Origin of the sequence: Streptomyces bluensis, assembly GCF_014650715.1 — a bacterium.
Classification (GTDB): domain Bacteria; phylum Actinomycetota; class Actinomycetes; order Streptomycetales; family Streptomycetaceae; genus Streptomyces; species Streptomyces bluensis.
In genome coordinates this window covers 95,611-107,504 of record NZ_BMVM01000002.1, presented here as the reverse complement: position 1 = coordinate 107,504, position 11,894 = coordinate 95,611, and the positions used below count along the sequence as shown (strand labels likewise).

Genomic DNA, 11,894 nt, shown 5'->3' with positions numbered 1-11,894 from the left:
GGAGTTACGACCGTGGCAAGTGGCAACGCGATCCGAGGAAGCCGGGTCGGGGCGGGGCCGATGGGCGAGGCCGAGCGCGGCGAGTCCGCCCCCCGGCTGCGCATCTCCTTCTGGTGCTCCAACGGGCACGAGACCCAGCCCAGCTTCGCCAGCGACGCGCAGGTTCCCGACACCTGGGACTGCCCCCGCTGCGGCTTTCCCGCAGGACAGGACCGGGACAACCCGCCGGACCCGCCGCGCACCGAGCCGTACAAGACGCACCTCGCGTACGTACGGGAGCGGCGCAGCGACGCGGACGGCGAGGCCATCCTCGCCGAGGCGCTCGCCAAACTGCGCGGCGAGATCTAGAAGTTGCGAAGCGGCCGGGCACCAGGTGCCCGGCCGGAGGCGTCCGGCGCGAGACGGCGAACCGGCCACGCACCCCCGAACTCTCGTTTCCCCAGCTCACTCTCCGTTGTCAGTGGCACCCTCTAGGGTTTGTGCATCGATGACTCATGAGGGGGGACATGTGACGAGGGGCGGGCAGGGGGCCACGGCGCCCTGGGGCGGAGTGTTCGCGCGGCTGTGGAGCGGTGCCGTGCTCTCCAGTTTCGGCGACGCGCTGCGTGCGGCCGCGCTGCCCCTGCTCGCCGTGACGCTGACCGACGAGCCCTTGCTCATCGCGTCCGTCGTGGCCTGCGGCTATCTGCCCTGGATCGTCTTCGGGCTGCTCGGGGGCGCCGTCGCCGACCGCGTGGACCAGCGGCGCGCGATGTGGACGGTGGACGCGGTGCGTGCGCTGCTGGTCGGGGCCTTCGCACTGGCCGTCGCGCTCGGGCACGCCTCGATCGCCCTGCTCATCGCGCTGGCCTTCACGCTGACCGCTCTCCAGACGCTCTTCGACAACGCCTCCACTGCCCTCCTGCCCGCCGTGGTGGACCGCGAGGCCCTGGGCAGCGCGAACGCCCGGCTCATGACCGGCCAGCGGATCGCGGGCGGCCTGCTGGGCGGGCCGCTCGTGCCGTTACTGATGGCGGTGGGGGCCGCCGTCCCCTTCGCGGTCAACGCCGGCACCTTCCTCGCGGCGGCCGCGCTGGTGGCCTCTTTGCCGACCCCCGCATCCGACCGGAAGCCGAGACGGGCGGGCAGCACCCTGCGCCGCGAGATCGCGGACGGGCTCCGCACCCTGTGGCGCGACCACGCCCTGCGCGGCCTGTGCGCCGCCACGGCCCTCTGCAATGTCGGTATGGGCGCACAGCTCGCCACCCTGGTCGTCCTCGTCACCGGCTGGCTGGAGGCGGGCCCCGCCGGCTACGCGGCGGCGGGCGCCGCTGTCACCGTGGGCAGCCTGGCCGGGGGAGTGGCGAACCGCCGGCTGGTGGCGCGCCTCGGCCGGCTGAGAGCCGTGCTGCTCGCCGGCGCCGTGCAGATCGCGGCCCTCGTCGTCATGGGCACCGTACGCAGCCTGATCGTGCTGGTGGGCGCGCTGGCGGTGTTCGGGCTCATGGGCATGGTGTGGAACGTCAATACGACGACCCTGATGCAGGAGCGCAGCCCCGCCGAGCTCCTGGGCCGGGTCAGCTCGGCCTTCCGGACCCTGTCCTTCGCCGGAGTGCCCCTCGGCGCCCTGCTGGGCGGAGCCGTCGCCACCGCGTGGGGACTGAACACCCCGCCCCTGCTCACGGCAGCGTTCTTCGTCCTCGCCGTCATCGCGCTGATACCCGGGCTCAAGGCGAACGTACTTGTTGTTGAACCGGACGACGGCGGGACGGCGGTTCGTGTTACGCCGTGATCAATTAGGTTCGAGGTACGCAGGCAGGACACGAAAGAAGGCTGAAGTCCGAGATGAACGCAGACAGCCGTACCAGGCTCAATCAGACGCCCGAGTGGCAGGCACTGGCCAGGCACCGGGAGGAACTGGGCGACGTCCAGCTGCGCGAGCTGTTCGCCGCCTCTCCCGGCCGCGGCGCCGGATACACGCTCGCGGTCGGCGATCTGCACGTCGACTACTCCAAGCACCTGGTCACCGATGACACGCTGCGGCTGCTGAGGGAACTGGCCGCCGCGACCGACGTGTTCGGGCTGCGCGACGCCATGTTCCGCGGCGAGAAGATCAACATCACGGAGAACCGGGCCGTGCTGCACACCGCACTGCGCGCGCCGCGCGACGCGGTGATCGAGGTCGACGGGGAGAACGTCGTGCCCGGGGTGCATGCCGTCCTCGACAAGATGGCGGCCTTCGCGGAGAAGGTCCGCTCCGGAGAGTGGACCGGGCACACCGGCAAGCGCATCAAGAACATCGTCAACGTCGGCATCGGCGGCTCCGATCTGGGCCCGGCGATGGCGTACGAGGCGCTGCGCTCCTACACCGACCGCGGCCTCACCGTCCGCTTCGTGTCGAACGTGGACGGCGCCGACCTGCACGAGGCGGTGCGCGACCTCGACCCGGCCGAGACGCTGTTCGTCATCGCCTCGAAGACGTTCACGACGATCGAGACGATCACGAACGCGACCTCGGCACGCGACTGGCTGCTGACGGGGTTGAAGGCCGGCCAGGAGGCGGTGGCCAGGCACTTCGTGGCGCTGTCGACGAACGCCGAGAAGGTGTCGGACTTCGGTATCGACACGGCCAACATGTTCGAGTTCTGGGACTGGGTCGGCGGGCGGTACTCGTACGACTCGGCGATCGGCCTGTCCCTGATGATCGCCATCGGGCCGGACCGCTTCCGGGAGATGCTCGACGGGTTCCGGCTGGTCGACGAGCACTTCCGCACGGCTCCCGCCGAGTCCAACGTGCCGCTGCTGCTCGGCCTGCTGGGTGTCTGGTACGGCAACTTCCACGACGCGCAGTCGCACGCGGTGCTGCCCTACAGCCACTACCTGTCCAGGTTCACGGCGTACCTCCAGCAGCTGGACATGGAGTCCAACGGGAAGTACGTCGGCCGGGACGGGCAGCCCGTGGAGTGGCAGACCGGACCGGTGGTGTGGGGGACGCCGGGGACCAACGGGCAGCACGCGTACTACCAGCTCATCCACCAGGGCACGAAGCTGATCCCGGCGGACTTCATCGGTTTCGCCGAGCCGGTGGCCGACCTGCTGCCGGGTCTGGTCGCCCAGCACGATCTGCTGATGGCCAACTTCTTCGCCCAGACCCAGGCGCTGGCCTTCGGCAAGACGCCGGACGAGGTGCGGGCCGAAGGGGTCCCCGAGGAGCTGGTGCCGCACAAGACGTTCAAGGGCAACCACCCGACGACCACGATCCTCGCGAAGGAGCTCACCCCGTCGGTCCTCGGGCAGCTCATCGCGCTGTACGAGCACAAGGTGTTCGTGCAGGGCGCGATCTGGAACATCGACTCCTTCGACCAGTGGGGCGTCGAACTCGGCAAGGTCCTCGCCAAGCGCGTCGAACCCGCCCTGACCGAGGGCGCTGAGGTGCCGGGTCTGGACGCGTCTACGACGTCCCTGGTCGCCACGTACCGGCAGATGCGCGGCCGGTAGACGGATCGGTGACCGTGTGACGCGGGTGGCGGGCGTCGTCCCGGCGGTGCCGCCACTCCGCCGCGCGCAGGCAAGCCGGCGTCGCCCGTAGAGGCCCAGGCACACGGAAAGCCCCCAGGAACACGAAGCGCCCCAGGCACGCGGAGAGCCCCGGGGACACGGAGAGCCCCAGGCACTCGGCCTGGGGCTCTCCGAAACAGCCACCCCGAACAGAGGGGCGCGGGGCAGTGGTGCTCAGGGCGACGCGGGCGGATACAGCGACCGCGGCAGCTGCGATGCCGCCGCCGCGTCCAGCAGCCACAGCGTGCGGGAGCGGCCGTACGCCCCCGCCGCCGGGGCCTGGACCTCGCCCGCGCCCGAGAGGGCGATCGCCGCGGCCTGGGCCTTGTCCTCGCCGGCGGCCAGCAGCCACACCTCACGTGCCGCGCGGATCGCGGGAAGCGTGAGGGTGGTCCGGGTGGGCGGCGGCTTGGGGGCCCCGTGCACGCCGACCACCGTCCGCTCGGTCTCCCGTACCGCGGGCAGCTCCGGGAAGAGGGACGCCACATGGGTGTCCGGGCCGACGCCCAGCATCAGCACGTCGAAGGTGGGGACGGCCCCGTGGTTCTCGGGGCCCGCGGCGCGCGCCAGCTCCTCCGCGTAACCGGCGGCCGCCGCGTCCACGTCGGCGCCGTACAGGCCGTCCGACGCGGGCATGGCGTGCACGCGCTTCGGGTCCAGCGGCACCGAGTCCAGGAGTGCCTCGCGGGCCTGGGTGACGTTGCGGTCCGGGTCGCCTTCGGGCAGGAACCGCTCGTCGCCCCACCACAGATCCAGCCGCCCCCAGTCGATCGCGTCCCGGGCGGGAGCGGCCGCGAGGGCGGCCAGCAGGCCGTTGCCGTTGCGGCCGCCCGTGAGGACCACCGAGGCGTAACCGCGCGAGGCCTGGGCGTCCACGACCTTCGTGATCAGCCGGGCCGCGGCGGCCTGCGCCATCAGTTCCTTGCCGTGGTGCACGACCAGCTGGGGAGCGCTCATTTCGTGGCCGCCTTCTTGACCGGGGGCATCTGCGCGGGCGACGGCCGGTCGCCGTCGTCGTCCCCCGAGGACGACGGAGAGGCGGGCGGCAGGGCCGGCGCGGACGACCGGGCGGGGGACGCGACCGGGTCGGCACGCTCCGACAGCGGCCCGGAGGAAGCGGCCGAGTCCGACACCGACAGGGACGGGGCGGACACCGCCGACGACGCGGGAGCCGGGATCCTCGGCACGCTGGGCGGGCTCCCGCCCAGCCGGTCCACACCGAACCGCAGCGCCGACGCGTACGTGTCGTCCGGGTCGAGCCGCCGCAGCTCCTCCGCGATCAGCTCGGAGGTCTCGCGCCGCTTGAGCGCCACCGCGCGGTCCGGCTGGCCCTGCAGCGCCAGCGTGGCCATCGCCCCGTCCGGCCGGTGCAGCGCGATGGGACCGCAGGTCGTCTCCAACTGCACCCCCGTCAGACCGGGGCCGGCGGAGACCCCGCGCCGGACGTGCACATGGAGCCGGTCGGCGAGCCACATGGCCAGCAGCTCGACGCTCGGGTTGAACTCCTCGCCCGTCACCTCGGCGGAGATGACCTCGCAGGACACCTGGTCGAGGGCGGCGGCCAGCACGGAACGCCACGGAGTGATCCGGGCCCACGCGAGGTCGGTGTCGCCCGGCTCGTAGCTCTCGGCACGGGCCCGCAGCTCGTCGATGGGCTTCTCCGTCGAGTAGCTGTCGGTGACCCGGCGCTGGCCCAGGGCACCCAGCGGGTCCTTGGCCGGGTCGCGCGGTGCGCCCACGGGCCACCAGACCACCACCGGGGCGTCCGGCAGCAGCAGCGGGAGCACAACGGACTGGGCGTGGTCCGACACCTCGCCGTACAGCCGCAGCACGACCGTCTCTCCGGTGCCCGCGTCCGCGCCCACCCGCACCTCGGCGTCGAGCCGGGACGACGTACGGTCGCGGGGCGAGCGCGAGACGCGCCGGATGACCACGAGGGTGCGCGAGGGGTGCTCGCGCGAGGCGTCGTTGGCGGCCTTGAGAGCGTCGTAGGCGTCCTCCTCGTCGGTGACGATGACCAGGGTGAGCACCATGCCGACGGCGGGCGTGCCGATGGCGCGGCGGCCCTGCACCAACGCTTTGTTGATCTTGCTGGCCGTGGTGTCGGTGAGGTCTATCTTCATGGCCGGCGCCAGCTCCGTCCGTCTCGCTGAAGCATCTGGTCCGCCTCGACCGGACCCCAGGTGCCCGCCGGGTACTGCGCGGGCCTGCCGTTCTTCTCCCAGTAGTCCTCGATCGGGTCGAGGATCTCCCAGGACAGCTCGACCTCCTCGGTGCGGGGGAAGAGGTTCGAGTCCCCGAGCAGGACGTCGAGGATGAGGCGCTCGTACGCCTCCGGGCTGGACTCGGTGAAGGACTCGCCGTACGCGAAGTCCATCGACACGTCCCGGATCTCCATGGAGGTGCCGGGCACCTTGGAGCCGAAGCGGACCGTGACACCCTCGTCGGGCTGGACACGGATGACGACCGCGTTCTGGCCGAGCTCCTCGGTGGCGGTGGTGTCGAAGGGGGAGTGCGGGGCGCGCTGGAACACGACCGCGATCTCCGTCACCCGGCGGCCCAGGCGCTTGCCCGTCCGCAGGTAGAAGGGGACGCCCGCCCAGCGGCGGTTGTCGATCCCCAGCTTGATCGCCGCGTAGGTGTCGGTTTTCGAGTTGCGGTCGATGCCGTCCTCTTCGAGGTAGCCGATGACCTTCTCGCCGCCCTGCCAGCCGGCCGCGTACTGACCACGCACGGTGTCCCGGCCGAGGTCCTTGGGCAGCCGCACCCCGCCGAGCACCTTGGTCTTCTCGGCGGCGAGCGCGTCCGCGTCGAAGGACGCGGGCTCCTCCATGGCGGTCAGGGCCATCAGCTGGAGCAGGTGGTTCTGGATGACGTCACGGGCGGCCCCGATGCCGTCGTAGTAGCCGGCGCGGCCGCCGATGCCGATGTCCTCGGCCATCGTGATCTGCACATGGTCGACGAACGACCGGTTCCAGATCGGTTCGAACATCTGGTTGGCGAAGCGGAGCGCCAGGATGTTCTGGACGGTCTCCTTGCCCAGGTAGTGGTCGATGCGGAAGACCTGGTCCGGGGCGAAGACCTCATGGACGATCGCGTTGAGCTCCTTCGCCGACTCCAGGTCGTGGCCGAAGGGCTTCTCGATGACCGCGCGACGCCAGGAGTCGCTCGTCTGGTCGGCCAGTCCGTGCTTCTTCAGCTGCTGGATGACCACGGGGAACGCGGACGGCGGCACGGAGAGGTAGAACGCGAAGTTGCCGCCCGTGCCCTGTGCCTTGTCCAGCTCCTCGATCGTCTCGCGCAGCCGCTCGAACGCGTCGTCGTCGTCGAAGGTGCCCTGGACGAAGCGCATGCCCTGGATGAGCTGCTGCCAGACCTCCTCGCGGAAGGGCGTGCGGGCGTGCTCCTTGACCGCGTCGTGGACCTCCTGCGCGAAGTCCTCGTTGGCCCACTCGCGGCGGGCGAAGCCGACGAGCGAGAAGCCCGGCGGCAGCAGTCCGCGGTTGGCGAGGTCGTACACGGCGGGCATCAGCTTTTTACGTGACAAATCGCCTGTGACGCCGAAGATGACCAGGCCCGACGGCCCCGCGATACGCGGGAGCCGTCGGTCTGCGGGGTCACGAAGCGGATTCGCTCCGGTACCGGAAAGCGGGGCCAAGGTCTCAGCCCTCCGAGGGGGCGAGGCGCTCAAGCTCCGCCTCGGTCGACTTGAGCAGGTCGTTCCACGACGCCTCGAACTTCTCGACGCCTTCGTCCTCCAGGAGCTGCACCACGTCGTCGTAGCTGATCCCGAGCTTCTCGACCGCGTCGAGGTCGGCGCGGGCCTGCTCGTAGGTGCCGCTGATGGTGTCGCCGGTGATCTCGCCGTGGTCCTCGGTGGCGACGAGAGTGGCCTCCGGCATGGTGTTCACCGTGTTCGGGGCGACCAGGTCGTCGACGTACAGGGTGTCCTTGTACGCCTTGTCCTTCACACCGGTCGAGGCCCACAGCGGACGCTGCTTGTTGGCGCCCTCGCCCTCCAGCGCGCTCCAGCGGTCGGAGGCGAAGACCTCCTCGTACGCCTGGTAGGCAAGCCGTGCGTTGGCGACGCCGGCCTTTCCGCGGACGGCCTTGGCCTCGGGCGTGCCGAGCGCGTCGATCCGCTTGTCGATCTCGGTGTCCACACGGGACACGAAGAACGACGCCACCGAATGGATCTTCGAGAGGTCCAGGCCGCGCGCCTTGGCCTTCTCCAGGCCCGTGAGGTACGCGTCCATGACCTCGCGGTAGCGCTCCAGCGAGAAGATCAGCGTCACGTTGACGCTGATGCCGAGGCCGATGACCTCGGTGATCGCGGGCAGACCCGCCTTCGTCGCCGGGATCTTGATGAGCGTGTTCGGGCGGTCCACCAGCCAGGCGAGCTGCTTGGCCTCGGCGACCGTCGCCCGGGTGTTGTGTGCCAGGCGCGGGTCGACCTCGATGGAGACCCGGCCGTCCTGGCCGCCGGTGGCGTCGAACACCGGGCGCAGGATGTCCGCGGCGTCCCGGACGTCCGCCGTGGTGATCATGCGGATGGCTTCCTCGACGGTCACCTTGCGGGCGGCGAGGTCCTGGACCTGCTGCTCGTAGCCGTCACCGCCGGCGATCGCCTTCTGGAAGATCGAGGGGTTGGTGGTAACGCCCACGACGTGCTGCTGGTCGATCAGCTCGGCGAGGTTGCCGGACGTGATCCGCTTGCGCGACAGGTCGTCCAGCCAGATCGCGACGCCTTCCTCGGAGAGGCGCTTCAGTGCGTCTGTCATGGAAAATGCATCTCCTACGTGTCGTATACGGGCGTCAGCGCTGGGCGGCGGCGATCGATTCCCGGGCGGCCGCCGTGATGTTGTCGGCAGTGAAGCCGAACTCGCGGAAGAGGACCTTGCCGTCGGCCGAAGCGCCGAAGTGCTCCAGCGAAACGATGCGGCCCGCGTCCCCGACATACTTGTGCCAGGTCAGTCCGACCCCGGCCTCGACCGCGACCCGCGCCTTCACCGTCGGCGGCAGGACGCTGTCCCGGTACCCCTGGTCCTGCTCCTCGAACCACTCCACACACGGCATGGACACCACCCGCGTCGGCACACCATCGGCCTGGAGCCGCTCACGCGCCTCGACGGCCAGGTGCACCTCGGAACCGGTCGCGATCAGGACCACCTGAGGTTCACCGTCTTCGGCGTCGAAGAGGACGTAACCGCCCTTCGCCGCACGCTCGTCGGCCTCGTACACCGGCACGCCCTGACGGGTCAGCGCCAGACCGTGCGGGGCGCCCTTGCCGAACTCCTTGGTGTACCGCGTGAGGATCTCCCGCCAGGCGATGACGGTCTCGTTCGCGTCCGCCGGACGCACCACGTTCAGCCCCGGGATCGCCCGCAGGGAGGCGAGGTGCTCCACCGGCTGGTGGGTGGGCCCGTCCTCGCCCAGACCGATGGAGTCGTGCGTCCACACATACGTCACCGGCAGGTGCATCAGCGCCGACAAGCGCACCGCGTTCCGCATGTAGTCGGAGAACACCAGGAAGGTGCCGCCGTAGATACGGGTGTTGCCGTGCAGGGCGATGCCGTTCATCTCCGCGGCCATCGCGTGCTCACGGATACCGAAGTGGACCGTGCGGCCGTAGGGGTCGGCCTCCGGCAGCGGATTGTCCGCGGGCAGGAACGAACTCGTCTTGTCGATGGTGGTGTTGTTGGAGCCGGCGAGGTCGGCGGACCCGCCCCACAGCTCCGGGATCACCGCGCCGAGCGCCTGCAGCACCTTCCCGGACGCGGCACGCGTCGCGACGCCCTTGCCGGCCTCGAACACCGGCAGCTGCGACTCCCAACCCTTGGGCAGCTCACCCGCACTGATCCGGTCGAACTCCGCGGCCCGCTCGGGATCGTTGCTACGCCACTCCTGGAGCTGCTTCTCCCACCGGGCACGCACCTCACGGCCGCGCTCGCCCAGCTGCCGGGTGTGGGCGAGGACCTCGCCGGCCACCTCGAAGTGCTGGTCCGGATCGAAGCCGAGGACCCGCTTGGTGGCCGCGACCTCCTCCTCGCCCAGCGCCGAGCCGTGCGCGGCCTCGGTGTTCTGCGCGTTCGGGGCGGGCCAGGCGATGATCGACCGCATCGCGATGAACGACGGCCGGTCCGTGACCGCCTTCGCCGCCTCCACCGCCTCGAACAGGGCGGCCGGGTCGAGGTCGCCGTCCGGCTTCGGTTCCACCCGCTGCACATGCCAGCCATAGGCCGCATACCGTGCGACGACGTCCTCGGAGACCGCCGTCTCGGTGTCACCCTCGATCGAGATGTGATTGTCGTCCCACAGCAGGACGAGGTTGCCGAGCTTCTGATGCCCGGCCAGCGAGGACGCCTCGGCGGAGATGCCCTCCTGGAGGCAGCCGTCACCGGCGATCACGAAGATGTGGTGGTCGAAGGGAGACTCCCCCGGCGCCGCGTCCGGGTCGAACAGGCCCCGCTCGTAACGGGCGGCCATCGCCATGCCCACCGCGTTGGCGACACCCTGCCCCAGCGGGCCGGTCGTGGTCTCCACACCCGCCGTGTGCCCGTACTCCGGATGCCCCGGCGTCTTCGAACCCCACGTACGGAACGCCTTCAGATCATCCAGCTCCAGACCGAAACCGCCCAGGAACAGCTGGGTGTAGAGGGTCAGGGACGAGTGGCCCGCGGACAGCACGAACCGGTCACGGCCCGTCCACTGCGGATCCGCAGGATCATGACGCATCACCTTCTGGAACAGGGTGTACGCGGCGGGCGCGAGGCTCATCGCCGTACCCGGATGGCCGTTACCGACCCTCTGGACGGCATCGGCGGCCAGGACACGGGCAGTGTCGACGGCCCGCGTGTCCAACTCGGTCCACGCGAGATTTGTAGTGGTCGGCTTGGTGCTCACCCTGGGTCAGGGCTCCTCTCCACATGTTCATGCCGGTGTCTCGGCGGCACCGGCCGCTGTCGAGCCTACCCCCGGAAGAACGCGCATTTTTTCGAGTCATTCCTGAGTCATTCCACAGTCATTCCAGACTGCCGGGGCCGTCCCGGATTCGCCTCCCGACCGGCGGATTCCGCATGTTGAGACCCATGGGTTCCGTAGTCGACACGTGAATACGGAGTACGACGTCTGAGCGCTCAATCGAGTGGCATTCGGCTCCTTCCGCGACAGGCGGCACACCCCTCGCGGAGGGTGCGGGTACCCTCCCCGCCCGCGGTCTCCCCAACACGACCCCACCCCCACGAAGGGCGCGGTTCGGGCAGCGGATACAGTTCCGTGAGTACGCGCGAGCCTTTACCGGCTGTTCACACCGGTGCTCGCTGGGATGTCTCTGTCAGGGGTGTACGTGACGGCCGTCGAATCCCGTCCACCGGGAGTGCTATCCGGGGCGAGCAGCACGGGCAGCAGCCGGGGCCAGCGGCCGTTCGGGGCCCGCGTCAAAGCGTTTGTGGCACTGACCAAGCCGCGGATCATCGAGCTTCTGCTGATCACCACGGTGCCGGTGATGTTCCTGGCGGAACAGGGCGTACCGGACCTGAAGCTGGTGCTGCTCACCTGCGTCGGCGGGTATCTGTCCGCGGGCGGCGCGAACGCGCTGAACATGTACATCGACCGGGACATCGACGCGCTGATGGACCGCACCTCGCAGCGGCCGCTGGTCACCGGCATGGTGAGCCCCCGCGAGTGCCTGGTGTTCGGCATCTCCCTCGCGGTCGTCTCCACCCTGCTGTTCGGTCTGACCGTCAACTGGCTGTCGGCCTGGCTCGCGCTGGGCGCGCTCCTCTTCTACGTCGTCGTGTACACGATGATCCTGAAGCGCCGTACCTCGCAGAACATCGTGTGGGGCGGCATCGCCGGCTGCCTCCCGGTGCTGATCGGCTGGTCGTCCGTCACCAACTCCATGTCGTGGGCGCCGGTCATCCTCTTCCTGGTGATGTTCTTCTGGACGCCGCCGCACTACTGGCCGCTGTCCATGAAGGTGAAGGACGACTACGCGCGCGTGGGTGTGCCCATGCTGCCGGTCATCGCCTCCAACAAGGTGGTCGCCCAGCAGATCGTCATCTACAGCTGGGTGATGGTCGCGGTCTCCCTGCTGCTCACCCCGCTCGGTTACACGGGCTGGTTCTACACGGCGGTCGCGCTGGTGGCCGGCGGTGTGTGGCTGTGGGAGGCGCACGGTCTCAAGAATCGCGCGAAGGCCGAGGTGACGGGGGCCAAGCTCAAGGAGATGCGGCTGTTCCACTGGTCGATCACGTACGTGTCGATCCTGTTCGTGGCGGTGGCGGTGGATCCCTTCCTCCGGTGACACCCGGTTCGCCGCCGACGGGCGGGTTGCGTGGTCAAGGCCACGCACCCGC

At 70.0% G+C, this 11,894-nt stretch carries 9 protein-coding genes; 4 read left to right on the top strand and 5 right to left on the bottom strand.

Annotated features, from left to right (window positions below; translation table 11 throughout):
* The first annotated feature begins 12 nt into the window (after window positions 1-12).
* The 3 genes from IE262_RS05670 (at window position 13) to pgi (ending at window position 3,477) form a co-directional block, all read left to right on the top strand.
* The gene (locus IE262_RS05670; RefSeq protein ID WP_003957010.1) at window positions 13-348 is read left to right on the top strand and encodes an RNA polymerase-binding protein RbpA; all 336 of its coding nucleotides are present in this window, start codon (window positions 13-15) and stop codon (window positions 346-348) included.
* A gap of 139 nt (window positions 349-487) precedes the next feature.
* Window positions 488-1,771, top strand: coding sequence for an MFS transporter (locus tag IE262_RS05665; RefSeq protein WP_189871805.1), 1,284 nt, complete (start codon window positions 488-490; stop codon window positions 1,769-1,771).
* Window positions 1,772-1,824: 53 nt separating this feature from the next.
* Window positions 1,825-3,477 (top strand): glucose-6-phosphate isomerase, encoded by a 1,653-nt coding sequence (pgi, locus tag IE262_RS05660; RefSeq protein ID WP_189871802.1) that lies wholly within the window; start codon window positions 1,825-1,827, stop codon window positions 3,475-3,477.
* 234 nt (window positions 3,478-3,711) lie between these two features.
* On the opposite strand, the gene pgl is transcribed toward pgi, so the two are convergent.
* The 5 genes from pgl to tkt are packed head-to-tail and all read right to left on the bottom strand — an operon-like array spanning window position 3,712 to window position 10,440.
* Window positions 3,712-4,494, bottom strand: a complete 783-nt coding sequence (gene pgl / locus IE262_RS05655) for a 6-phosphogluconolactonase (protein ID WP_134041938.1) — start codon at window positions 4,492-4,494, stop codon at window positions 3,712-3,714.
* Window positions 4,491-5,660, bottom strand: a complete 1,170-nt coding sequence (opcA, locus tag IE262_RS05650; RefSeq protein WP_189871801.1) for a glucose-6-phosphate dehydrogenase assembly protein OpcA — start codon at window positions 5,658-5,660, stop codon at window positions 4,491-4,493. Before opcA ends, pgl begins: the two co-directional genes overlap by 4 nt.
* On the bottom strand, window positions 5,657-7,195 hold the full coding sequence (zwf, locus tag IE262_RS05645) for a glucose-6-phosphate dehydrogenase (protein ID WP_134041934.1): 1,539 nt from the start codon (window positions 7,193-7,195) through the stop codon (window positions 5,657-5,659). The genes opcA and zwf overlap by 4 nt, the downstream gene beginning before the upstream one ends.
* A gap of 4 nt (window positions 7,196-7,199) precedes the next feature.
* Window positions 7,200-8,318 (bottom strand): transaldolase, encoded by a 1,119-nt coding sequence (gene tal / locus IE262_RS05640; protein WP_189871799.1) that lies wholly within the window; start codon window positions 8,316-8,318, stop codon window positions 7,200-7,202.
* A gap of 34 nt (window positions 8,319-8,352) precedes the next feature.
* Complete coding sequence (tkt, locus tag IE262_RS05635) at window positions 8,353-10,440, bottom strand: transketolase (protein WP_189871797.1); 2,088 nt, start codon at window positions 10,438-10,440, stop codon at window positions 8,353-8,355.
* A 436-nt stretch (window positions 10,441-10,876) separates the two neighbouring features.
* Between tkt and IE262_RS05630 the strand changes: the two genes are divergently transcribed.
* Complete coding sequence (locus IE262_RS05630) at window positions 10,877-11,842, top strand: heme o synthase (RefSeq protein ID WP_166681814.1); 966 nt, start codon at window positions 10,877-10,879, stop codon at window positions 11,840-11,842.
* Window positions 11,843-11,894 lie beyond the last annotated feature (52 nt).

Excerpts from the sequence above, each read along its gene's own strand:
- IE262_RS05665 (WP_189871805.1), top strand. The coding sequence starts at position 488 with ATGACTCATGAGGGGGGACATGTGACGAGGGGCGGGCAGGGGGCCACG.
- pgi (WP_189871802.1), top strand. The coding sequence starts at position 1,825 with ATGAACGCAGACAGCCGTACCAGGCTCAATCAGACGCCCGAGTGGCAG.
- pgl (WP_134041938.1), bottom strand. The coding sequence starts at position 4,494 with ATGAGCGCTCCCCAGCTGGTCGTGCACCACGGCAAGGAACTGATGGCG.
- opcA (WP_189871801.1), bottom strand. The coding sequence starts at position 5,660 with ATGAAGATAGACCTCACCGACACCACGGCCAGCAAGATCAACAAAGCG.
- tal (WP_189871799.1), bottom strand. The coding sequence starts at position 8,318 with ATGACAGACGCACTGAAGCGCCTCTCCGAGGAAGGCGTCGCGATCTGG.